The 23,565-nt window shown below is 38.1% G+C and carries 19 protein-coding genes and 1 pseudogene; 17 read left to right on the top strand and 3 right to left on the bottom strand.

Annotated elements, in window-relative coordinates; translation table 11 throughout:
• Positions 1 to 3: 3 nt before the first annotated feature.
• The 3 genes from HNP81_RS04345 to lsrF all read left to right on the top strand — a co-directional run bounded on the left by HNP81_RS04345 (position 4) and on the right by lsrF (position 3,402).
• Positions 4 to 1,011, top strand: coding sequence for an ABC transporter permease (locus HNP81_RS04345; RefSeq protein WP_182501688.1), 1,008 nt, complete (start codon positions 4 to 6; stop codon positions 1,009 to 1,011).
• Positions 1,004 to 2,086 (top strand): autoinducer 2 ABC transporter substrate-binding protein LsrB, encoded by a 1,083-nt coding sequence (lsrB, locus tag HNP81_RS04340; RefSeq protein WP_220478490.1) that lies wholly within the window; start codon positions 1,004 to 1,006, stop codon positions 2,084 to 2,086. The genes HNP81_RS04345 and lsrB overlap by 8 nt, the downstream gene beginning before the upstream one ends.
• Positions 2,087 to 2,508: 422 nt before the next feature.
• Positions 2,509 to 3,402 (top strand): 3-hydroxy-5-phosphonooxypentane-2,4-dione thiolase, encoded by an 894-nt coding sequence (gene lsrF / locus HNP81_RS04335; RefSeq protein ID WP_182501687.1) that lies wholly within the window; start codon positions 2,509 to 2,511, stop codon positions 3,400 to 3,402.
• 179 nt (positions 3,403 to 3,581) lie between these two features.
• Here lsrF and HNP81_RS04330 read toward each other — a convergent pair.
• Both HNP81_RS04330 and HNP81_RS04325 read right to left on the bottom strand, forming a co-directional pair.
• A pseudogene (locus tag HNP81_RS04330) lies at positions 3,582 to 4,052 on the bottom strand (GntT/GntP/DsdX family permease).
• A 528-nt stretch (positions 4,053 to 4,580) separates the two neighbouring features.
• Positions 4,581 to 5,279, bottom strand: a complete 699-nt coding sequence (locus tag HNP81_RS04325) for a DnaD domain protein (RefSeq protein WP_182501686.1) — start codon at positions 5,277 to 5,279, stop codon at positions 4,581 to 4,583.
• 656 nt (positions 5,280 to 5,935) lie between these two features.
• Between HNP81_RS04325 and HNP81_RS04320 the strand changes: the two genes are divergently transcribed.
• Positions 5,936 to 6,292: a hypothetical protein gene (locus HNP81_RS04320; RefSeq protein WP_182501685.1), complete on the top strand. Its 357-nt coding sequence runs from the start codon at positions 5,936 to 5,938 to the stop codon at positions 6,290 to 6,292.
• 183 nt (positions 6,293 to 6,475) lie between these two features.
• On the opposite strand, the gene HNP81_RS04315 is transcribed toward HNP81_RS04320, so the two are convergent.
• Positions 6,476 to 6,664 carry a hypothetical protein gene (locus HNP81_RS04315; RefSeq protein WP_246399232.1) on the bottom strand — a complete coding sequence of 63 codons (189 nt, stop codon included), beginning with the start codon at positions 6,662 to 6,664 and terminating at the stop codon, positions 6,476 to 6,478.
• A gap of 365 nt (positions 6,665 to 7,029) precedes the next feature.
• Between HNP81_RS04315 and HNP81_RS04310 the strand changes: the two genes are divergently transcribed.
• The 13 genes from HNP81_RS04310 to HNP81_RS04250 all read left to right on the top strand — a co-directional run bounded on the left by HNP81_RS04310 (position 7,030) and on the right by HNP81_RS04250 (position 23,276).
• Positions 7,030 to 7,197, top strand: coding sequence for a T7SS effector LXG polymorphic toxin (locus HNP81_RS04310; protein ID WP_182501684.1), 168 nt, complete (start codon positions 7,030 to 7,032; stop codon positions 7,195 to 7,197).
• Complete coding sequence (locus HNP81_RS04305) at positions 7,178 to 7,414, top strand: HNH/ENDO VII family nuclease (protein ID WP_182501683.1); 237 nt, start codon at positions 7,178 to 7,180, stop codon at positions 7,412 to 7,414. Before HNP81_RS04310 ends, HNP81_RS04305 begins: the two co-directional genes overlap by 20 nt.
• On the top strand, positions 7,411 to 7,854 hold the full coding sequence (locus HNP81_RS04300; protein ID WP_182501682.1) for an SMI1/KNR4 family protein: 444 nt from the start codon (positions 7,411 to 7,413) through the stop codon (positions 7,852 to 7,854). Before HNP81_RS04305 ends, HNP81_RS04300 begins: the two co-directional genes overlap by 4 nt.
• Before the next feature lie 346 nt (positions 7,855 to 8,200).
• Positions 8,201 to 8,575 carry a hypothetical protein gene (locus HNP81_RS04295; protein WP_182501681.1) on the top strand — a complete coding sequence of 125 codons (375 nt, stop codon included), beginning with the start codon at positions 8,201 to 8,203 and terminating at the stop codon, positions 8,573 to 8,575.
• 266 nt (positions 8,576 to 8,841) lie between these two features.
• The gene (locus HNP81_RS04290; protein ID WP_182501680.1) at positions 8,842 to 9,306 is read left to right on the top strand and encodes a hypothetical protein; all 465 of its coding nucleotides are present in this window, start codon (positions 8,842 to 8,844) and stop codon (positions 9,304 to 9,306) included.
• 111 nt (positions 9,307 to 9,417) lie between these two features.
• The gene (locus HNP81_RS04285) at positions 9,418 to 9,840 is read left to right on the top strand and encodes a DUF1801 domain-containing protein (protein ID WP_182501679.1); all 423 of its coding nucleotides are present in this window, start codon (positions 9,418 to 9,420) and stop codon (positions 9,838 to 9,840) included.
• A 285-nt stretch (positions 9,841 to 10,125) separates the two neighbouring features.
• Entirely contained in the window at positions 10,126 to 10,878 is a 753-nt protein-coding gene (locus tag HNP81_RS04280) for an IclR family transcriptional regulator (protein ID WP_182501678.1), read from the top strand.
• Between the two features lie 145 nt (positions 10,879 to 11,023).
• The gene (locus tag HNP81_RS04275; RefSeq protein ID WP_182501677.1) at positions 11,024 to 11,650 is read left to right on the top strand and encodes a bifunctional 4-hydroxy-2-oxoglutarate aldolase/2-dehydro-3-deoxy-phosphogluconate aldolase; all 627 of its coding nucleotides are present in this window, start codon (positions 11,024 to 11,026) and stop codon (positions 11,648 to 11,650) included.
• 38 nt (positions 11,651 to 11,688) lie between these two features.
• Positions 11,689 to 12,837: a galactonate dehydratase gene (gene dgoD, locus HNP81_RS04270; RefSeq protein WP_182501676.1), complete on the top strand. Its 1,149-nt coding sequence runs from the start codon at positions 11,689 to 11,691 to the stop codon at positions 12,835 to 12,837.
• Positions 12,838 to 13,683: 846 nt separating this feature from the next.
• Positions 13,684 to 15,495 (top strand): L-fucose isomerase, encoded by a 1,812-nt coding sequence (locus HNP81_RS04265; protein ID WP_182501675.1) that lies wholly within the window; start codon positions 13,684 to 13,686, stop codon positions 15,493 to 15,495.
• A gap of 114 nt (positions 15,496 to 15,609) precedes the next feature.
• Positions 15,610 to 17,319 carry a ribulokinase gene (locus HNP81_RS04260; protein ID WP_182501674.1) on the top strand — a complete coding sequence of 570 codons (1,710 nt, stop codon included), beginning with the start codon at positions 15,610 to 15,612 and terminating at the stop codon, positions 17,317 to 17,319.
• An 85-nt stretch (positions 17,320 to 17,404) separates the two neighbouring features.
• Positions 17,405 to 18,400, top strand: coding sequence for a Gfo/Idh/MocA family protein (locus HNP81_RS04255; protein ID WP_312859647.1), 996 nt, complete (start codon positions 17,405 to 17,407; stop codon positions 18,398 to 18,400).
• A 289-nt stretch (positions 18,401 to 18,689) separates the two neighbouring features.
• The gene (locus HNP81_RS04250; RefSeq protein WP_182501672.1) at positions 18,690 to 23,276 is read left to right on the top strand and encodes a lamin tail domain-containing metallophosphoesterase family protein; all 4,587 of its coding nucleotides are present in this window, start codon (positions 18,690 to 18,692) and stop codon (positions 23,274 to 23,276) included.
• Positions 23,277 to 23,565: the final 289 nt, after the last annotated feature.

The raw sequence follows: 23,565 nt of genomic DNA, 5'->3' as shown, positions 1-23,565 counted from the left end.
TCGATGTTAAAAAAAATACCCAAATGGAACGTAGTCTTATTAACTACCTTGCTAGCAGAAATCATAATCTTTGGGCTAATTAACCCGAGATTTTGGAATATAAACATTCTATTAAATAGCTTCAATGATTTTGTTGGGATTGCAATTATTGCCTTCTTCGTTACTTTTGTCATCATTACTGGAGGTATCGATATATCTGGTGGATCTATTATCGGATTAACATCAGTGGTGACAGGTCTTTTGGCTCAAGTTTACGGATTGAATATTTGGGTTGCAGCTCTTCTTGCGGTATTAGTTGGTGGATTATGCGGTTTACTGAATGGCATTCTAATTGCTTATTCAAAGGTCCAAGCGATGGTTATAACGCTTGGCGGGATGCTTTTATATAGTGGGATTGCTTTAGTTTTGGTTGGGTTTTCTGGAGCAAGTACTTATGAAGGGATTTCCGGATTTTCACAAGAGTTTATTAACCTAGCAAATGGAAATTTATTGGGCATTCCACATTCAGTTATCGTTTTTGTTGTTATGTTGCTAATTGCTTACGTGCTGCTTCATTGGACGCGGTATGGAAGGTACATCTATTTAACTGGGATTAACCAAAATTCTGCGGAGTACTCTGGAATCAATACGAGGAAAATAATCACTAGTACATATGTATTATCAGGGCTTAGTGCAGGAATAGCAGGAATTATTTTAACCTCATATTTGGGTAGTTCTAGAGCAGATTTTGGCGCTGAATATTTAATGCCAATCTTAACTGCTGTTGTATTAGGAGGAACATTAATAACAGGTGGTAAAGGGGGTGTTGTCGGGACTGCTCTTGCAAGCATAATCATTGGTTTCTTAAAACTGGGATTGCAAATGGGTGGGGTTCAAACACAATATATAGGACTAGCAACAGGGATGCTCTTGATTATTTCAGTAGCATTTATGGGAGGTCAAAAATTTAAGTTGAATGTTAGAAGGTTACTAAATTTAAAGAAAGATAGAGGGGGTAATCTGAATGCGTAAATCAAAATTTTTTAAAGTATTCACTGGTTTAGCAATTTCAACCATGTTATTAGCAGCTTGTAATAGCAAGGATGCTGGAAGCAGTACTGATGGAGAAAAAGGAAAAAAAGATGCGCGAGATATTGATGTCGTTTTTATCCCAAAAATGACAGGAAATGCTTTCTTTGAATCTGGGAATGACGGTGCACAGGAAATGGCTAAAAAAATTGGTTTTAGAGTTAAGTATGATGGTGCCCCTGAAGGAACAGTTGCTAATCAAGTGCAAATTATTAATAGTGCTGTTAATAGTGGTGCTGATGCAATAGCTATTTCATCCGTTTCTTCAGATGGTTTAAATCAAGCATTACAAAAAGCATTAGATGCTGGAATTAAAGTTGTCACTTGGGATTCAGATGTTGATCCAAAATATAGATCAGCCTATATCAATCAAGGAACACCTGACATTTTGGGTGCTATGCTTGTCGACATGGCTGCAGGGCAACTTGAAAATCCTAATGAGCCCCAACAAGTTGCTTGGTTCTACTCAAGTCCAACTGTACCAGACCAAAATTCATGGGTTGATTATGCTGAAAAGTATATTGCAGAAAAATATCCGAATTGGGAAATTGTAACCAAGCAATTCGGGGAAGGAAATGAACAGGTATCTCTACAAAAGGGAGAAAGTATCTTACATACCTATCCTGATATTGATGTGATCATCTGTCCTGATTCAACTGCACTTCCTGCCATGGCACAAGCAGCACAAAATAAAGGTTTAAACAAGGAAGATGTGGTTATTACGGGATTTGCTTCTCCTAATTCAATGAGACAATATCTTGAAAATGGAACAATTGAAAATCACGGTTTATGGGATGTTAAAGATCAAGGTGCACTTGCCGTATACATTGCGTATCATTTAGCACAAGGAAATGAATTGAAAGTTGGCGGCACCGTTGATGTCCCAGAGCTTGGAGAAGTAAAAGTAGAGCCAAACACCGTTCAAGGCTATGATTACGAAGCAGAAGACTCCGGCATCATCGTGTTGCCTGAAAGAATCGTATTCACAAAAGAAAATACAAACGACTACGATTTTTAATAATTAGGATGTTTAAGCATACATTGTTACTCTAAAAGGTATTTACACGCCCACCCTAGATTGATATCCGTTGTAGCGGCGGTTTCAGGAGCCTCCTCAGTGCATTGCATCTGCGGGGTCTCCCTCAACACATTTTTCGTATATCCGTTACAAGTAACAACTGTTTTAATTTGTTAGTTGGAAAAGCTTTACGAAAAGGCTGTGTTAAAGACCAGTGTTGATTTTTGATAACTTGTTGATTGAAGTGGAAGGCACGAAGACTCCTGCGGGAAAAGCGAGATAGGCGAGACCCCGCAGACACGCAGTGTCGAGGAGGCTCAGGCGTAGCTAAGCGGAAAGCGAAGTGCCTGGAACGGAAATCAACAATCAAGTTTAATACAGAGCTTACGAAAAAAGAAATTAGTAAAGAAGGGAAGATCAGAATGGTAGATAAGATAGGAAACAAAGCTGCGAAAGACTTTTCAGAGGAAATTGTATTTGCTAATAATGGTAATTTCCATGTAAAGGGTGCTGCTAATTATGACTGGGGAATGAAGGATCGATTATCAAGAATTTTCAATCCGAAAACAGGTAAAACAGTCATGCTGGCATTTGATCATGGTTATTTTATGGGACCAACATCTGGACTAGAAAGATTAGATATTTTAATTCCTAAATTAGCCAATTATGCGGATTGTCTGATGGGAACGAGAGGGGCTATTCGAAGTAGTGTACCACCTTCATTTAATAAATCGATTGCATTAAGAGCATCCTCAGGTTCGAGCATTTTGCAAGAGGATTTAAGCCACGAATCGATGGTTGTAGATATAGATGATGCCATTAAAATGAATGCAAGCGCAATCGCTATTCAAACTTTTATTGGTGCGGATGGACAAAAAGAAACAATTGAAGAATTAAATAAAGCGGTTAACCTAGGTTCAAAATATTCGATTCCTACAATGGGTGTTGTCGCTGTTGGAAAAGAAATGGAACGGACGACTCAATTTTTCTTGTTGGCAACAAGAATGCTAGCTGAATTTGGCGTTCAAATTGTTAAAACATATTATTGTGATGATTTTGAAAAAGTAGCCGCAGCTTGTCCAGTACCACTCGTAGTTGCTGGCGGTAAAAAGATTCATGAGAAAGATGCGCTAGCTTTAGCATATAACTCCATTCAAGGTGGCGCTGCAGGAGTTGATATGGGGAGAAATATTTTCCAATCTGCATACCCAGAAGAAATGATTCAAGCGGTTGCTAAAGTCGTGCATGAAGGATACTCAGATGTAGAGGCTTATGAATTTTTCCTACATCTAACGAAAGTGAGCGAGGAAGATTAATTTTTTTAAGGCTGTGTTAAACTTGTCTGTTGATTGATAAGAACCATGATCTGTTATGCTTGAAGTGAGTAGGGAAAAATGGAAATTAATTTATAAGTTTGGAATATTTAGCATCACATGAATCTCGTTGCAAGATTAGTAGGACAGAGAGTCATTACTAAATGCCTCTCTGTTTTTATTTAGATAAACAACCCTAATAACAATACACAACCAAGTCCAGTTATAGATAATACTGTTGTTAGTACTGTCCAAGTTTGAAACGTTTCCTTCATGCTCAGACCCAAATATTCTTTAACCATCCAAAATCCAGCCAATGACACTACCAGCCCCGGTTGCTAGGACAATCAAAGCTGGGTTTACTGAACTAGCAATCATAAGTGGGTGACCATGCCCGCGGTCGTAAGGGTAGCTACTGTAGCAGAACCTAGGCATAGGCGTAATATGGCAGCGATCGTCCATGCGACTAAAGGTGGCGACATATTAGTTTGGCTAAATAATGTCGCGACATAATCGCCAACACCACCATCAACAAGAACTTGTTTAAAGGCACCACCGCCGCCAATAATGAGTAACATCATGGCAATTTGTGAGATAGATTGGGATAATGAGTTTCCGATTTCTGTCATTGGAATCTTGCGTGCATATCCCATCGTATTCTCTTTTACTTTGGATTCTTCAGGAAATAGCAGAGAAAAAATAGTGGCTAATCCCATAAATATGACAGGAAACAAAGAGGTTAATACACTCATTATATCAAACAAATAGCTGCCCGAATTAACTGGCAGCAATTTGTTTTTTTACTTTCTCTAAGAAGGTAAGTACGTGATGTGAATGTTCCCGTCGCATATGTATTAAGAATCTTTCTTACTCAACCGTTTTAATTGAGAAATCTCAAGTATTAGGTCTTTGTAGCGAGCATTTCGTACTTTTTCAGATTCAGGTCCACAGATTGGACAACAGGATATTAAGATTGATGAAATGTTTTTTGCGCTGACAACGTGCGTACCATGACACATTTGACACATTTTAAGCACCTACCATTCTATAATTTAGGTATCCGATCACTTCAACTGAACGACCGTAACTTTCTGCACTTTTGTACCATTCGTGTACCGAAGGCCTCGTCCATGTCGACGATTTCAGTTTAACCAGGCTGACATGCGGATCGGCTTATTATTCTAATAGCGGTCATTGATGATTAAACATGTATTGTAATTGCTTTGGGTTGGTGCAGATGGTTGATTTGCCTCATCCGTGTTTTTTTTGCTTGCCCAGTTTTTCAATAGGTTCTCAGTGTATTTCCATACTTGTTGTTTTTTTAGTGCCCGCTTCATCGCTTCTATCACCAAGTTTGATCCTATATCGTTTTCCCACTTTAGGATCGATTCCGCCAAAGATGTCGTCATCACGCCAAAATGATCGAGATAAAATTGTACGGCAATAGTAGAATCATCACCTTCTGTTTCCGATGATTCTGTTCCAGCTAGCTGTTCATCTGACGGTAGAAACTCGATGTCATTTCCGAGTCTAGTAAAAAATGATTCAACAAAACCTTTGTTATTAACATTTGAGAGTTCCTGCTTGATAAAGATAAATACATTCTGATTATTAATCTTCTTGTACTTCAGCCAGTACAGCAGAAAAATTTCCTTTGTGCACTCGTCATACAGCACTTTCTTGTAATCACAAAAGTTCTTTAACGTTTCGTCAACGGTTTCGCGGTTATAACCTGTCTCAGTTTCGATGATCTGTTTTAGCAATTTATAAATGCCGCATTGTGAGGTAATCGTATTGGTCTGCAGATAAAAGTAGAAATATTTTTGATTTAACACGACCCCATCTTGCCAAAATGAATGAAGGATCTGAAATTCAGCCATAAACACACACTCCTTAGAAACGATAAAAATTACTTTCATTTCTTTTATAAGCTGGTGTTTGCAAAAAGTAGCATGCCAATAAAATTTTTTAGGGTTTTAGATTTGGAATTTATTGTGTCAGGTGTTGTTTCCTTCTTGGAGGTTAATATTAGGGCGAAACATGAATCGGCTATGAACCTCTTTTTACAAAATGTATTTGGAGGGAGAGTATGGTTTCTTTAAAATTAGCAAAGCTTTTAGTGCCCGAATAAGAAGTCGATGTAGTTATAAAGTAGTTAGGGATCTTATTGAATTTCGATTCCAAAATTTTTGTTGCTGCGTGTATGTAAGTGGACGAAGTGTCTGACCCTTTCGTTATGGGATACTTTTTATTTTTGTACAGATTTTCAAGCAGTTTAAGCTAGCATTATTATTCTCTTTCTCTTTCTTCTCCCCCTAGTCTATGAAAACCGTATCGATACGGTAGTCATGTGGTGAGAAATTTTAGGTAGGGTTTTCTTTTTTTGTGAAAGATCAACCATTACTCAAAATTGATGTAAAGTTTTTATTTCACTCGTAAAATTTGTGTTATATTTCTGTGGAAATAGAGGAAGTTAAGACACCTTTACGAAATATATAAATAGGTATGAATATTTTAATAAGGTGGTTTGTTTACTATGGGAAGTCAAAAGTATATCCAAAAGGGCGAAAAAGAGTTCGTTAATGGGGTAACTAGAGCTGTAATGGAATGTGATGTGTCTAATAATCATTACCTTTTGAATGCTAGTGGGGTCCTTACATATATCGTCTCCTCTAGAAACCCAAGGGTTAGACTTCAAGTTAATAGTGAAACAAAAGTTCTTTGTGTGTTCTCAAAAGGTCTCATTAGAGATTTTCATGAAAAAGCTAGCGGTACTGACGATTTGGCTAAACAATGGATTAAACGAGCAGTTAGAGATGTTATTGCTCATGGTAAAGATGTACCACGAATCGTTTATCCCGCATTAACGGGCAGTAAAACTCCCACTGATTGAAGTTTCATTTTATCGTGTATTATAGAGCAACCGAGATTGGTTGTCACATAGATTTGGCGTGAAATGTCACCACTCATAAAGGAAGGAGACCCCGCAAAACTAAATACAGGATGAGATAACATACTGATTTAGAATGCGAGGTCTGATCTATATGAGTCATCTTAATTGAATGCGCTTACATAGCTATTTGTTAAATAAGGTCTTTACTCCTTGATAAATTAAGGCCAATGAAAAGACGATAACTGCTAAGACTCCGATGATTGTAGCGAATGGTTCTAAACTTGATAAAAATGTTCCTGCTAAGGACACTTTTATCAGTGAGAATCCAGCTAAAAGACTTGCTAAAAACACTAGGATCATTCTATCCATCATATCACCCCCTTTTTTACTAATATATGTGTATTTTGAGGGAATGAGTGTTTGTTTACCTACGTTCAACTTAATACGAATTTTATTTTTTCATGCCTGTCACAATTAAAAATAGGAGCAGCTGAATAGGGTGCTTTACAAATTTTCCGTTTAGGAATGGATGATAAAAACATTCATGAAATTTTGCAGCGGAAAGGCTGTATATAACTTTTCGTAAAAACGTAATGGTGAAAAGTGAACTTACAAAAAAACCGACGAATAGCCTAAATGCATATAAGTAATTCCCACTAATGTCATATATGACCAAAATTTACCTATCGATATAATGAAAGTACTAAATATACGACAGGTGGAGGATGTCCTTTATAATGAAAGTATTAGAAGTAGAATCGCTGCATTCTGGTATTGATGAGATCCTTGATAAAATAGATATCCAAAAAGATCAGATGAATCAAATCAAGGAGGCCGTTACCAATCTCATTGCGCTTGAGGAGTCCCTTAAAGGAGCAGGGGGGAATGCCATCCGTGGATTCTGATACAATTGTACTCCATCACCATGAACAAAAAGTTGAGGGGCCAATAATTGAGATGCCTAGTAGATACCATGATTTAGGTAATAAAAGGCAACATCCATTTGGAAATTCAGGTGGAGTTGGCAGTGGAGAAGCGGGGCTAGAATTTAATAAGTGGCGTAAAGAATATTGGAAGGCAAGATATGCCAATGAAATGATTAAAAGGGGGATTATTGAATGAAGATAGAAATATTAAATGCCATCGATGAAGAGTTCGAAATGTGCCCTGAAGCCTTTGGAGAGCCTCTTAATATTGAGGAAGTAAACCAAGCAGAAGATGAACTAAAAGTAAAATTGCCAGAGGATTTTAAAGAATTTCTTTTGAGGTACGGTTCTGGAGCAGTTGGTGAAGCTATTGTCTTGGGATTGCGAGAGGCGGAGTTTGTTGCGACACCATCATTTGTAGAGAAATCTCTACATTTTAGAAAAGCATTCCCTAAAGAGTATGAGAATTTTATTGCCATTGGTATAGACGGTGCAGGAAATCCGGTTGGTTTTAATTCTCCGAATACAGAAATTATTACATTTGACTTTGATTTCGGTGGGAAAGAAATTATAGCAGAGAGTTTTGAGGAATACTTAGAAAAAGCAATTCGTGAAGAATTAAATATACATTTTTAACATATCCAGGACATTAGCTGTAACAAGACAAACTAAGAAATTGATATTGTTAACTGTAAGCACTTGATTGCATTGTAGGCAACAAGTGCTATTTTGTGAGAAATTTATACTTTGGACAACATAAAAAATGATTGTGTACGAAGGTGGTATACCGACCAAATCTATTTATATTTCAGAAATGCAACAAGATCGGTCAAATGTTCCAGAATCTATTAAGGAGTTCTATGATAGAAATAAACACCTCACTACGTCTAAATAGAAGAGATTTTCCGAATAGAAAGGTATTTTAGAATACAACTGGAATATTTAATATAGAATTGAAAGAAGAATCATAAGGGGCGATAGAATGAAGAAAATGATAGTGTTTGTTGTATCAGTTCTATTTATTGCCGTTTTTGTATTTACCAACAAACTTTTCTATCCTCCACTTCCAATGGAGAACCTTAGTAAAAAAGAAGCGGTAGAATTGCTAAATGATTCAAATAAAGCAATTGTTAAATTAGCAAGTGAAAACGGATATGAGTGGTATATCACACGCAGTGCACAAAGCATAGCTGACGAAAATATCAAGAAAATGCTAAGTCAAAATGGCTGGCTGTTCAAGCAAAAGGACGGAAGCGGACTTTTCTTTGAAAAACAAGGAGATCGTTTGATTGCCACGACGCAGATGTGGACTGGTGATTATGTCTTGGTTAAAATTCCTGTCACATTTAACAAATAGTCAAGCAAATAACATAGAATTGTTCACAAGTGTAGACTAATTTTGCAAATAATTTAACAGTGCCAAAATATTAGAAATGTAGTGCCAGATCGCTGCTCGCTTTGATCATCATTTGTAAATTACTTCAAAGGGACCGAAATCTACTATAATAATAAGTTTTGATATTTTTTGTGTAATATGATGTTGGCCTTTAAGGCTAGATTATAAAATATGATTTGAAACATGTATAAACAAGCAATGTCTAACAGAAAAAAGGAGGGATTTACGTGAAAAATAAGAAGTATGTATTTGCAATAATAATGTTGTTCATATTCAATGTAGTAGGTTGTTCAAGTAAATCTGCAGAAGAGCCGCCAGAAATACCGCCAGATGCCATAGTAAAAATAAATGGTGAAAAGATCGAAACAGCTAGAGGCACTTATAAATGGGAATCAAAGGGTTTATTTTCAAATAAGACGGTTATTGCAGATGCTGCTTCACCATTTCAAATAGCTGAAAATATGAAAGCGGAAATAATTGATCAAAGTTCACTAGCTAATGTAGAGTTTAACGATGGCTCCCTACCACAATTACAGGCATATATATGGGAAGAAGAAAACCGTGGTGAAGCATTACTTGTGAATCAACACCAAATCACCTTACCATCGAAAAAAGGAAAGTATGTAATTGAAATTTATGCTGAATGGACAAACGGTGACTCATCCTATACATTTGTCGTAGATGTACTATAATATTTTTCTTCAACAAACGGGGAGTTGGAACGGAAGGAAAAAAGCTTTTCATATTGAAGTTTTAGTATGGCCCACTAAACAGTATACTAAAGAAAAGGAGAGATTCTAACAATGTACGAACTAAAAACAAAAGAAACCGACAGTAGTGTCATAGAGTTTATTGAAAATGTCGAAAGCCCTAAAAAACGTGAAGATGCATTTAAATTATTAGATATTTTTACAGAAACGACAGGTTATCAAGCGAAGATGTGGGGACCAAGTATTATTGGATTTGGTTCCTATCATTATAAATATGCAACCGGTCACGAAGGTGATGCACCTCTAGTTGGCTTTTCACCTCGAAAAGCTAAAATCAGTTTGTATTTTGCACCAGGTGACTCGAAACGCGAGGAATTATTAATGGACTTTGGCAAACATACTACAGGTAAAGCATGTGTGTATATAAATAAAATAGCAGATATTGATGTTGACGTTTTAAAAGAGTTAATTAATCAATCAGTAAAATTTTTGAAAGAAACCTATCCGCATCAGTAAAGCTTCTAAAGGAAACGGATGACTTACATTTTCAATGAGTTGACCAGTGGCGGGGAGTATGATTTCGGTATACATGACCTAGACAATCATTTAATAGAATTTTTAAGAAAACATAAAAATCGATCAGTAACTCTTGTTATTGATTGAACGGAGATGGCTAACGACTTTGAATCGTTAGTCATTTTTAAATATTGTTGGAATTATCAAATTATTCATGATACGATTAACTTACTAAATCACGTATAGGAATCAAAATCATATATATGATTTGAAAGAGGTGCACATATGTCCGTTAAATCTGCAGAGCGTGTTCTTCGAGTATTTGAATTATTAAGCCAAAAGCCACATGGTTTAACGATTAAAGAAATAAGTGAAACATTATCATTTCCACAAAGTAGTACATCGGGTCTGATTGGCACGCTTTTTAGAGCAGGGTATTTATCCCTTGATTCCGCTAATACATATAAGTTAGGGCCAAAGCTGATTCAAATTGGTAGCGCTGCCATGGAATCGTTAGATATTTCTTCTCAAGGATATCCCTTCTTAAAACAATTGATGGAAGATGTTCAAGAAACGGTATTTATGGCGGTGTTATCGGATCAGGATCTGGTCTACATCGCGAAGATTGACAGTAATCGTTCGATTCGCACGAGTGCACAGCCTGGTGGCCAAAAGCCTTTATATTGTACAGGCCTTGGCAAAGTCTTCTTAGCCTTTATGCCTGAACAAAATCGGCATACAATCTTAAACGCTGTGGAATTGTTTCCAATTACGAAGCAAACCATCACGGACAAGCAGCAGCTACTAGAGCAGCTAAGAATCTTTTGGCAACTTGGTTATTCGATCGATGATGAGGAAAATGAAGAAGGGTTATTTTGTTTAGCTGCTCCGGTTTATGGAGCCGATCAAACGATTCAAGCAGCGATCAGTGTGGCTGGTCCTAAAGAAAGAATGAACAAACAAAAGGATTATATTGTAGAAAACTTGCTGCTGACTGCAAAAAAAATCTCAGCGAGTATTGGTTATTTGGGAGCATAGCTGGTTTTTAAGAAACCCAGGCAGTTCGAGTCGGAGCAATAGTCACGACTACCAATGAGGATATTGAAGGGCTGCCTGATAAAGATATGAATCGAACGCACAAAGAAGATGTCATTCCACTGATACACGAAAAGGAGTGGGTGAAATGAATACCCTTACACAGATTTTAAATCATAAAATTATATCGATTGTCCGTGGTGCTAAACCGGAAGATATAGTCAAGATTGCTAAAGCATTACGAGATGGCGGCATCCGATTGATCGAAATCACACTTAACTCGCCAAACGCCCTACAATCGATAGAACGTGTGAGTCAAGCGGTTGGGAATGAAATGGTTGTTGGCGCTGGAACGGTATTAGACCCGGAAACAGCTCGCGCGGCTATATTAGCAGGTGCAAAGTTTATCTTGTCTCCAACTGTAAATATTGAAACGATCAAAATGACGAAAAGATATGGGGCGGTCAGCATCCCTGGTGCGTTTACACCGACAGAAATATTAACCGCTTATGAGTATGGGGCAGATATTATCAAAGTGTTTCCAGGTAGCATGGGGTCAAGTTATTTACAAGATATTCATGGTCCACTGTCACATATACCACTCTTACCGACTGGTGGTATTACTTTAGCCAATATCGGCGAGTTTCAAAAAGCTGGAGCGATTGGTTTTGGAATAGGCAGCTCACTCGTCGACACAAAGCAGGAAGTGAACGAAGAATACTTAAAGGCATTGACGCAAAAGGCTGAATCCTTTGTTTCTGCCATCCGTTCTTAAAACAAATATCTCGATCATACAGAAGGAGAGAGTGTGCTATGAAAGTTACAGGATATGAATTATTCCAAGTACCACCGCGCTGGTTATTCTTAAAAATTGACACAGATGAAGGCATTGTGGGGTGGGGAGAACCGGTCGTTGAGGGAAGAGCAGCAACTGTCAAAACTGCCGTTGATGAATTAATGGAATATCTGATCGGCAAAGATCCACTTCATATAGAAGACCATTGGAATGTCATGTATCGAGCAGGTTTCTATCGTGGCGGTCCAATCTTAATGAGTGCGATTTCTGGGATTGATCAAGCACTTTGGGATATTAAAGGGAAATATTATAACGCTCCCGTCCATCAACTCCTTGGCGGTAAAGCTCGAGAATCGATTAAGGTTTATTCTTGGATAGGTGGCGATCGTCCTGCTGATGTTGGCGAAGCGGCTAAAGACATGGTTGCGAAAGGATTTACAGCTGTGAAAATGAATGGGACGGAAGAACTCCAGTATGTAGATTCCTATGAAAAAATTGATCAAGTGTTAGCTCGAATTGCAGCCGTCCGCGAGGCAGTCGGACCTCATGTTGGCATCGGCATTGATTTCCATGGCAGAGTACATAAACCAATGGCGAAAATTCTTGCCAAAGAACTAGAGCCGTTCAGACCGATGTTCATTGAGGAGCCTGTTTTGCCGGAAAATAATGAGGCATTACGAGACATCGCAAACCACGTGGCGATTCCGATTGCAACAGGTGAGAGAATGTATTCGAAATGGGATTTCAAAAAGCTGCTTACGGATGGCTATGTCGATATTATCCAACCGGATTTATCACATGCAGGGGGCATTACAGAATGTAAGAAAATTATCTCGATGGCCGAAGCTTTTGATGTGGCAGCTGCGCCTCATTGTCCATTAGGACCGATTGCTTTAGCATCCTGCCTCCAAGTAGATGCAACCTGTCACAATGCATTTATTCAAGAACAAAGTTTAGGGATTCATTACAATCAAGGTAGTGATTTACTAGATTATATTGTTGATAAACAAGTATTTGAATATGAAGATGGCTATGTAAAAATTCCAAACGGACCAGGACTAGGCATTGAAATTAACGAAGAGCATGTAAGAACTATGGCAGAGGTTGGTCATAACTGGCGCAATCCGGTTTGGCGTCATAAGGACGGCAGTATCGCAGAGTGGTAAGTGAACATATAGAGTGTAACGGGAAGAGTATAAAGAGTAACCTTTATGATGTGCCCCAAAGAGTTAGACAGGATATTTCATTAGGCAGCTTGTTGGATATAAGTTCGATATTGTACCGGAATCATGTCTTTTATTTTTCCGTAATTTGTTTGTTGTTATAGTATTTGATGTATTCTTAAATGAAATAAAACTAGATGAACCCGGATATTATTATACACAAGTAAGAATTGAAGAAAATCCAAAACTGAATTTTCACCTAAGAATGAATACTTGGGCGGGCTTTATTGTAGAAGTGAAATAGGCTAAGAGTTAAAAGATCTCTCCACTGTCTTAACAGCAGTTGAGAGTTTTTCTGTTTATAAGTGCAGAAATATTGGCTTTGGCGCGCAAACCTCAAATTTCCGCTCGAAGAGTACCGATTCCGGCACGTAAATTTAATTTCCGGCTTTGTAATGTGGTATTTGGGGGACGCATCTAAGAAAGGCTGTAATTTTTTGATAAACCGGAATCTAATTAATGACTTTAGTATCTCTGAATTTATGATTAATAAAAATAAGGATGAAATGATCAGAAAAGTATTTCTAAATTGAAAAATTTATATTACATCCATTGTACCAAAGGAGGAGAAAGAGGTGAAAAACAGAATTAGTTATGTAAGATGATTGTTAATTTAAAGGAGCACCAACAGCGTAGTAAATGCTATTTAGAGCGGTAGAAAACAAATCGATATAGGTATAACTGTGACAATGAACAACTTTGATGAACTAAAGTACAGGAACTACTTTTTCCAGGTAAATAAACAAGGGAACTAACATGGCGTAATTTAATAAGAAGGAGGAACAAAAGATGGAAACAAGTATGGAATCTTTAATTAATCAAAGTGATAAAAGATGGGTAGGAGAATTTCCACGAATCGGCATCCGACCAGTTATTGATGGTCGCCAAGGTGGGATTCGAGAATCATTAGAAGAAGTGACAATGAATATGGCAACGAATGTTGCGACATTTTTACAAGAACAATTACATTATCCAGATGGAACTGCTGTTGAATGTGTCATTGCTGATACCACAATCGGTGGAGTAGTTGAAGCTGCACAAGCCCGTGAAAAATTTAAGAAAGAAGGTGTTGCTGTTACAATTACTGTCTCTCCATCTTGGTGTTATCCGACGGAAACAATGGACCAAGACCCTCATACGCTTAAAGCAATTTGGGGATTTAATGGAACGGAAAGACCGGGAGCGGTGTATTTAGCAGCAGCTTCCTCTGCCCATAATCAAAAAGGGTTGCCTGTGTTTAACATTTATGGACACGATGTACAAGAGATGACGGATTCTTCGATCCCGGAAGATGTACAAGAGAAACTATTACAATTCACAAAATCAGCACTTGCAGTAACGATCATCCGCGACAAATCGTATCTTTCCATAGGCTCGGTCTCTATGGGGATTGCTAGTAGTATGGTAAATGAAGAATTCTTTCAACGATATCTCGGCATGAGAAACGAATATGTCGATATGAGTGAAGTCATGCGACGATTGCAATTGGAAATTTATGATACCGAAGAATACGAATTTGCCTATGCTTGGGTGAAGAAGCATTGTAAAGAAGGGAAAAATGGTCTTTTACCTGATGCACAAAGATCAGAAGAACAGAAAGAGAAAGACTGGAGAACCATCGTTAAAATGGCTCTAATTGCGAGAGATCTAATGATTGGCAATCCGAAGTTAGCGGAAAAAGGATTTGGCGAAGCAGCATTAGGTCATAATGCGATCGCAGCTGGTTTCCAAGGACAGCGTGCATGGACCGACTTTATGCCTACCGGCGATTTTATGGAAGCAATATTGTCTTCATCATTTGATTGGAATGGCATTAGGGAACCATTCATCATGGCTACTGAAAACGATACGTTGAATGGCGTGACAATGTTATTCGGGCATTTATTAACCAATGCAGCGCAAATATTTGCAGATGTTCGTACATATTGGAGTCCAGAGGCAGTGAAACGAGTCACGGGCAAAGAGTTAACGGGAGTGGCTGCGAATGGAATTATCCACTTGCTTAACTCAGGTCCAGCAGCATTAGATGGAACAGGCCAGCAAGAGAAAGATGGCAAGCCAGCTATGAAGCCATTTTGGGAAATCACAGAACAAGAAGCGCAAAAATGTTTGGACGCAACAGAGTGGTGTCAAGCGGTTGATTTCTTCCCAGGCGGAGGCTTCTCCACCGACTATACGACTCGCGGCGGAATGCCTGTGACAATTGCTCGTATCAATATTGTCGAGGGACTTGGTCCTGTATTACAACTTGCAGAAGGTTATACGGTAGAATTAGAAGAAGATATGCATGATGTATTAGATAAAAGAACAGACTCAACGTGGCCAACTACATGGTTCGTTCCTAAATTAACGGGTCATGGTGTGTTTAAAGATGTCTATTCAGTCATGTACAATTGGGGTTCCAACCATTGTGCAGTAAGTTATGGCCATATTGGCGGCGACTTAATTACATTGGCATCAATGCTTCGTATTCCGGTTTCTATGCATAATGTAGAGGACAATCGCATATTCCGACCAAGTGCTTGGAGTGCTTTTGGTGTTGGTGACTTAACAGGCGCTGATTATAGAGCGTGTGAAGCGTATGGTCCATTATATAAATAAAGAATGCGAAATGGGGCTGTTCTAAAAAGGGTCTAACCCTTTTTAGAACAGCCTATGGGTTTCTTTTTACTAATATGACCACTATGCATGGAATTGAGAAAGGGGGAATACAAATTGACTAGAAAATATACGATCGGAATTGATTTTGGAACGGAATCAGGGAGAGTGCTATTGGTTGATGTTGACACGGGTGAGGAAATCGCCACACATGTGACACCTTATAAACACGGTGTTTTAGATGAGGTGCTGCCGAACGGAAAACCACTTCAACCAGATTGGGCGTTGCAACACCCAGGAGATTATTTAGATGTACTTTTTCAATCGGTACCTGAAGTGTTGCGTTTGTCTCATATCGATAAGAAAGATGTAATTGGTATAGGGATCGATTTTACATCTTCAACTATTTTACCTTTAGATCAACAAGGAGATCCATTATGTTTGGATCCAAAATGGGAAAGCCATCCACATAGTTGGGTGAAGTTGTGGAAACATCATGCAGCAAATAAAGAAGCAGATGAAATAACAAGTCTTGCCATAGAAAGAAAAGAAGATTTTTTACATCGTTATGGTGGCAAAATTTCTTCGGAGTGGATGTTCCCGAAGATTTTACAAATCATCAAAGAGGCACCCGAGGTGTTTGAAGCAGCGGACTTATTTATCGAAGCTTGTGACTGGGTCACGTATCGATTAACCAACAATCTAATTCGAAGTAGTAATACATGTGGTTACAAAGCATTTTGGAATAAAGAAGCTGGGTATCCGGAGGCTTCATTTTTTAAAGCACTACATCTGCGTTTTGAACATATTTTAGAAACAAAAATGCGTGGTGAGGTTCGGTCGATTGGCGAAAAGGCAGGAGAACTGACAAAAGAGATGGCTGACAAGTTAGGGCTCTTACCGGGGATTGCTGTTGCTGTTGGAATCATTGATGCTCATGCTGGGGTTCCAGCTGTTGGAGCCGTACACCCTGGACAGTTTGTTTTAGCGATGGGAACGTCTACATGTCACATGTTAATAGCGGATAAAGAAGAAGCAATTGAAGGGGTTTGTGGCATCGTCGAAGATGGAATTATTCCTGGTTACTACAGTTATGAGACAGGCCAAGTTGCGGTAGGAGATTCCTTTGCTTGGTATGTAGAGCAAGCAGTACCAAGCTATGTTGTACAAGAAGCAGAAGAAGCAGGAAAAAGTGTCCATCAAGTATTGGAGGAAAAGGCAACCAGGTATAAGCCTGGACAATCAGGTCTAATCGCCTTAGATTGGTGGAATGGCAATCGTTCTGTCTTAGTCGATGCCAATTTATCTGGAACGATTATCGGACTTACTTTAGCTACGAAACCAGAAGAAATCTATCGTTCTTTATTAGAATCGACAGCATTTGGGACTAGAAAAATTATTGAAAATTTTACAGAAGCAGGGGTGGTGGTCAAGGAACTTTTCGCATGTGGCGGTCTCCCACAACGAAATAAATTGCTTATGCAAATATACGCTGATATTACCAATCGTGAAATTAAAATAGCTAATTCGGAACAAACAACGGCTCTCGGTGCTGCCATGTACGCTTCAGTTGCTGCAGGGGGAAAAAACGGTGGTTACGACACGATTTTTGAAGCAGCTGAGAGTATGGCCAAAGTTAAAGAGGAGGCTTTTGTTCCAATCGCAGAAAATGTGAAAATATATGATGAGCTTTATAAATATTATTTAGATCTTCATGATTATTTTGGTCGAGAGAAGTATGAAATCATGCACGGCTTAAAAAACATGAGAATGATCGAGACTGTAGAACCAGGACAGAATAACAGGAAATTAGAAGCGCAAAAGTAACAATCAGTGCCCGTTGTGTACAATAAACGACCAATGGGCCGTCTATTAGGCACAAAACCGAAGGAGGGGCTATTCATTGAAACGAGTGATTAAATGGGGAATATTAAGTACGGCGAATATTGCACAAAAACAAATTATTCCCGCGTTACAAGCAGCGGAAAACAGTGAGGTCTATGCAATTGCCAGCGAAAGTAACAAGTCAAAACAAGTAGCAGAAACATTGAATATCCCAAAAGCCTATGACAGCTACATGGAATTATTAGCGGACCCAGATATTGAAGCTGTATATGTTCCACTCCCAAACTCTTTACATAAAAAATGGGTCATCGAAGCTGCAAACAAGGGAAAACATATATTATGTGAAAAACCAGCAGCACTCCATTCTGCGGATTTAAGAGAAATGACAAATGCATGTGCCGAGAACAACGTTTTATTCATGGAAGCCTTTATGTATCAATTTCATCCGCAGCATCAACGTGTCAAAGAAATCATTGCAAGTGGAGAGATAGGAGATGTAAAGCATATGAGAGCAGCCTTTACATTCCAGCTTGATTTAAATAAGAGTGACATCCGGATCAATCCTGAATTAGGCGGCGGTAGCATTTTTGATATTGGCTGCTATTGTATTCATGCGAGCCTTTTTTTATTAGATCAAGAACCAAAAGAAGTCTATGTATCTGGTAATATTCCTGCAAATGTAGGAGTTGACTTAACGGCTTCTGGGCTACTAACCTTTGACAACGGTATTACCGCAGGATTTCATTGCAGCTTTGAAGAGCCGATGACCCATCAGTATGAAATTTTTGGAACAAAGGGCGCCATTCGTGTTCCTTTCGCTTTTCGTCCAGATTTAAGAGATGGCGAAGGGATCATTTCCATAACAGACGAAAACGGAGAAGCAAGAGAAGAACATGTGTCTGGGGATCAATACCTCTTACAAGTCGAGCATTTCTCAACATCTATCCTACAACAACAACCGATTAACAAAGGTAAACTAAGCAACAAAAATTTAGGTGTCATTGAAGCTTGTTATCAATCATTAAGAACGAAGAGTCCTGTAAAGGTAGAAAAAGTAAAATAATCTTAAACGAATGGAAGAGAGAGTTAAGCAACCTTTAGTCCTACATTTATCCCGCATTAACGGGTAGTAAAACCCCACTGATTTTGAAGTTTCACTTTTTAGGTATAAAGGTTGTTTACTTTCTTTTGGAACACTTAGTTAATATGCACACCTGGAATTTTATCAAATTGGTGCCTGGCACTCGAAATGTTTTTCTTTAAGTTCACCGAAACTTTACAATTTCCTAAATATTCCTTAATGAAATGATTGTATAATTTTACAAAAATCGATCATTTTTTTAGGGGGAAGTATGAAAAACAAGAGATTTAGGGTGCCTTTGTCGTATATATTAGTTTTTAGCCTAGTATTACCGAACTTTATTTTAATTACTCCAATCATTACCAATGCGGAAGAACTAGAAAAAATTTCTATTCCACAGGTATCAACCAGGGAAGGTTCCATACATACTGATTCAAGCACTGAATCTATAAAATCAACTTTGGAAGGAACGGACGAATCAGCTGATTCGAGTAATTCTGTAACCGAAACTACTCCTTCACCAGAAACTACTACAGTAGAAGATTTCAATAGTCTCCCACATTTACTGATAACTGAGATTTCACCAGATTCCGCAGGAACGGACAATTATGAGTTTTTCGAGCTCTATAATAATACGAATCAACCGTTACTATTAAATAACTATTCTTTTATTTACCGTTATTTAGATACAGGTGTGGAAAAACCATTTCAAATTCCGAGTAATATCACCATTGAACCACAAGAGACATTCGTATTTTGGTTCAATAATACTGGAAAGACTTTAGCTGAATTTAATGCACAATTTAATATAAACCTGACTGAAGACAAAGTCATTCCATTCAAGGATGTATTCCCTGGTTTTGCGAATGGGGGGAATCGTGCACTTGTTATTAAAGATCAAACAGGGAAAGAAATCATCTCTGCAGGTTATCTTCCTGGGGAGACCGATAATACTGGGAAAGTTGTTCAATTCAACTATCCAAAAACAGGAACGGAAATGGAAAAATTCCAAACGCTTGCAAATCCGACGCCAGGAGCAATTGTACCTGTGCAAGTTCCTGCAACAGCGGTTATATTACCTGAAATAATAGAAGACACAGTGGCACCTGACATTCAGCATTCTGCAGTGAAAAATAGTGAAGCATACACACCTATTAGGATCGAAGCGGCTGTTACAGATGATAAAGCTGTACCTTATGCCACCCTTCATTTCAAAAAAGAAGGGGATGAGCAATTTACATCAATATCGATGACTGCTACCCCTGAAGATTCTTCTAAATTTTCAGTGGAAATTCCTGCTGAAACAGTTGAATCTGATTTGATTTATTATATTGAAGCAGCAGATGGAAAAAATATCACTAAAACGTCAGAATATAATATTGCAGTCGCAAAACCAGTAGTAGATTACAATAAATTGCCTGACTTCCTCGTTACAGAAGTAGTTCCTGATTCAGCAAATGTCGGAGGGGCTGACGGCTATGAGTTTATTGAAATCTACAATAATACGAACAAAGATATAAATTTTAAAGATTATAAGATGCAATACCGTTATGGTGAAGACCCGAATAGTGATGTTATTTGGGAATCTGTACCCGATAATGTTGTGATTAAATCAAAAGAAACTCTTGTATTCTGGATTATTAATGAACAAAATGAGAAGAAAACGGTAGCTGATTTTAATGCAAATTACAATTCAAATCTAGTAGAAACTGAAGATATTGTCAGAATCTACAGCGCTGGAATGGCTAACGGTTCTGTCCGAGGACTTGTCGTAGCGACCAACACAGGATTTGAAAGCTCGGTTGCATATTACAATGAAGTAACTGGTATTGATGACACATATCCTGATAAAGGGATTACATACAGATATCCAGTAGATGGGTCAAACAAGATGATCAAAATAAGTGCAGGAAAAAATGCTGCTACACCTGGGAAAGTCCAATCAGGTCAAGTCCCTGCAAAAACAGTTGAAGTACAGGATGATAGTGTATCTCCTACAGTGGAAGATTTGACGGGTAAAACTGAAATAAAACAATTAGAAGATTTAAAGATTAAGGCTGATGCCACGGATAATGTAAAAGTAAAAACGGTTGCCCTGTATTATAAAAACAATGAGCAAACAGAATATAAAAGGGCATTGTTACAGCAGGATTATAATGATTTACTGTATCACTATACAATTTACTCGCCTGATTTAATTGGGAAAGAAAACATTGAGTATTATTTCATTGTTTCTGACGGAGCGAATGAAGTAAAAAGTAATACATACAAAGTGAAGATTACAAGCGATAAAAATCCTGACAAGTTAAGACTCAATGTAAAAAATGGAGATTTTCTTTCAGGAGAAGAAATTATTAAAGGTTCTTCGAGTGATGCAACACAGGAAAATGTGAAGCTATTTATTGATGAGTCTGAGTTAAAGGAACAGACTTATTATGCTCTTGAAGATGAAAGTTATCTTGCATTTGAAGTAAGTAATGTAAATACTTTCTTCCAAAACGGAGTGACTATGGGGGATGAGGTATTACGCATTTTTGATGACGGAATTATTGATTGGCAAACAATCACAATTCCGATACAACCGGAGAAAATAAAAATTGGCGAAAACACCTTTACAATCCGTTCTGGTGATAAAGCTTCACCATTCCCTTCGAATGCAGGAGAGAACAGGGATGATTATAGTTTACGAAACGTGAGATTAGTTCTTACTGACGGGACATTAATAAATGATCCTGTTTATACAGATCCTGATAAGGTGATTGCAATGAAAGATGATAATCCAGCAGTTAATTTCACATTTTCTCTACCAGTAGAAAAAGCTCCATCAAAGGCATATAAGTGGAATACAACTACAGTATCGGATGGTGCTCATACGATTAAAGTAAGCGATCCAGTGAATGGCGAGCGGACGGCTACCGTAAAAGTAGACAATACTGCTCCTGTTATTGCTCCTTCAATTGAGAAGAATAAGGAATATAAAGGCGAATTTATTATCGATCCATCTATTACCGATGAGATAGCTGGTATAGATAAAGCGGAAGTTAAGCTGGACAACGAGCCAATAACAGTTCCGTATAAAACTTCCTCATCACAATTAGCACCAGGCAACCATGAGCTACTGATTACTGCAATTGACAAAGTAGGAAACAAAACAGAACTTTCAATCCGATTCTCTGTAGTCGACGAATTACCGTCTAAACCAGAGCTCCTATCACCGAACGATGGTGATCCAGGTGTAAAAGGATCTCCAACTTTGAAAGTAAAAGTGACTGATCCTACGAACGATGATATGAACGTGAGTTTTTACAAAGGCTTCACATATAATGCAGCAAATAAAGATTATGTAAAAGCTTTTAAACATGCAGCCGATGTAGAGCCACCACAAATGGCAGTTCCAGAAGGTGAAACATCCTTTACCGATGAAGACATCTCAAAAGTAACAGCTTCAGATGATGAATATTTGATGACAGATTCAACTACGCAATTCCCGTACCACCGTTTTGATGTAACACTGGACAGATCAGTTGATGAGGATGATGTTGTTGAATTATCGTGGGAAGGTCATTCACTAATAGGTAGAAAAGTAACGATGTATGCATGGAATCATACGAAAAATAACTGGATGGCAATCGATTATAAAATTGCAGGAGAAAGTGATTTTTCGTTAAAGCAAACCGTTCCTGTAAACGAGTATGTAAAGAACAGTAAAATCAACGTAATGATACAAGATGAAATTCCGGCTTCTCCAAACGATTATGACTATACATTCGTTTGGATGTCCGATACACAATATTATTCCGAGAGCTATCCGCATATTTATGAAAGACAAACACAGTGGATTGCGGAAATGCAAGAAGCATTAAAAATTAAATATGTCATCCACACCGGAGATTTAGTAGATGAATCAGATAAGCAATACCAATGGAACAATGCAGATCAGTTTATGAAAGTCCTAGACGATGCAAAAGTACCATATGGAGTTCTAGCAGGAAACCATGACGTAGATCACAAAACAGGTGATTATACAAATTACTCTCAATACTTTGGTGCAGATCGTTTTAAAGACAAACCATACTACGGCGAATCTTACAAAAATAATCGTGGTCACTATGATTTAATTTCAGCTAATGGTAATGACTATATCATCACGTACATGGGCTGGGGAGTCGATGACGAATCAATCGCTTGGTTAAACGAAGTTTTAGCGGCTTACCCGGACCGAAAAGCAATTCTAAGCTTCCACGAGTATTTATTGTCAACTGGAACAAGACACCCGCTTGGAGAAAAAATCTATAACCAAGTGGTAGTGCCCAACACAAACGTCATCGCTGTATTAAGTGGCCATTACCATGAAGCTCAAACGCTGGTTGATTCAATCGATGATGATGGGGACGGAACACCGGATCGTCAAGTCTACCAAATGCTTGCCGATTATCAAGCTGGTCCAGAAGGTGGACAAGGCTACATGCGCCTGCTTCACTTCGATACCGACCAAAACAGAATTCTCGTAAACACATATTCTCCTTATCTGAATGATTACAATTACTATGACACAGACAAATACGCAGGAAAAGATGAGTTTGTCATCAACCTGGATCTTCAACTACAAGAGAAAAGAGTCGCGACTGACAGTTTTGAAGTCAACGTTTATACCAATTCTGATATAGGCAAAGTAGAAAATGTGAAAAGCGGCAAAACTGCACAAGTAGATTGGAAAGGGCTACCGGCAAATCATACGTATTCCTGGTATGCTGTTGCTGAAGATATTTACACCGGTAGAACAGTTTCTGACATCTGGTCATTTAGAAAAGGTAATCCTAAACATGAGGTAGAAAAAGAGAAATTCAGCGGTAAGTAATAAGAATAGTCCTTAATAAAGCCTGAACCTAACATAAAAGGGTTCAGGCTTTATGACTATAATAGGGTATGAAATAATGGATCTGGTTCTAAGTCTGTCTAAAACCTGGAACTAAATAGAATTCCTCGAATTTGTTGCGGATGCTTAACCTCGTTTTAAAAGTTTGAAAATACTGTAGAGTTCGGATGAAAAAGTATAGTTTTTTCGATTAGAATAATGTGCCTACTTTGCAAACTGTAAATTTTTATTGAATGCTAGATAGTGCTTGTTGAGTTTAACGTCGACTCCT

Source organism: Peribacillus huizhouensis (genome assembly GCF_014138605.1).
GTDB lineage: Bacteria > Bacillota > Bacilli > Bacillales > DSM-1321 > Peribacillus > Peribacillus huizhouensis.
This window is presented reverse-complemented; position numbering and strand designations above follow the sequence as displayed.

Excerpts from the sequence above, each read along its gene's own strand:
- HNP81_RS04345 (WP_182501688.1), top strand. The coding sequence starts at position 4 with ATGTTAAAAAAAATACCCAAATGGAACGTAGTCTTATTAACTACCTTG.
- lsrB (WP_220478490.1), top strand. The coding sequence starts at position 1,004 with ATGCGTAAATCAAAATTTTTTAAAGTATTCACTGGTTTAGCAATTTCA.
- lsrF (WP_182501687.1), top strand. The coding sequence starts at position 2,509 with ATGGTAGATAAGATAGGAAACAAAGCTGCGAAAGACTTTTCAGAGGAA.
- HNP81_RS04325 (WP_182501686.1), bottom strand. The coding sequence starts at position 5,279 with ATGGCTGAATTTCAGATCCTTCATTCATTTTGGCAAGATGGGGTCGTG.
- HNP81_RS04320 (WP_182501685.1), top strand. The coding sequence starts at position 5,936 with ATGGGAAGTCAAAAGTATATCCAAAAGGGCGAAAAAGAGTTCGTTAAT.
- HNP81_RS04315 (WP_246399232.1), bottom strand. The coding sequence starts at position 6,664 with ATGATGGATAGAATGATCCTAGTGTTTTTAGCAAGTCTTTTAGCTGGA.
- HNP81_RS04310 (WP_182501684.1), top strand. The coding sequence starts at position 7,030 with ATGAAAGTATTAGAAGTAGAATCGCTGCATTCTGGTATTGATGAGATC.
- HNP81_RS04305 (WP_182501683.1), top strand. The coding sequence starts at position 7,178 with ATGCCATCCGTGGATTCTGATACAATTGTACTCCATCACCATGAACAA.
- HNP81_RS04300 (WP_182501682.1), top strand. The coding sequence starts at position 7,411 with ATGAAGATAGAAATATTAAATGCCATCGATGAAGAGTTCGAAATGTGC.
- HNP81_RS04295 (WP_182501681.1), top strand. The coding sequence starts at position 8,201 with ATGAAGAAAATGATAGTGTTTGTTGTATCAGTTCTATTTATTGCCGTT.
- HNP81_RS04285 (WP_182501679.1), top strand. The coding sequence starts at position 9,418 with ATGTACGAACTAAAAACAAAAGAAACCGACAGTAGTGTCATAGAGTTT.
- HNP81_RS04280 (WP_182501678.1), top strand. The coding sequence starts at position 10,126 with ATGTCCGTTAAATCTGCAGAGCGTGTTCTTCGAGTATTTGAATTATTA.
- HNP81_RS04275 (WP_182501677.1), top strand. The coding sequence starts at position 11,024 with ATGAATACCCTTACACAGATTTTAAATCATAAAATTATATCGATTGTC.
- dgoD (WP_182501676.1), top strand. The coding sequence starts at position 11,689 with ATGAAAGTTACAGGATATGAATTATTCCAAGTACCACCGCGCTGGTTA.
- HNP81_RS04265 (WP_182501675.1), top strand. The coding sequence starts at position 13,684 with ATGGAAACAAGTATGGAATCTTTAATTAATCAAAGTGATAAAAGATGG.
- HNP81_RS04250 (WP_182501672.1), top strand. The coding sequence starts at position 18,690 with ATGAAAAACAAGAGATTTAGGGTGCCTTTGTCGTATATATTAGTTTTT.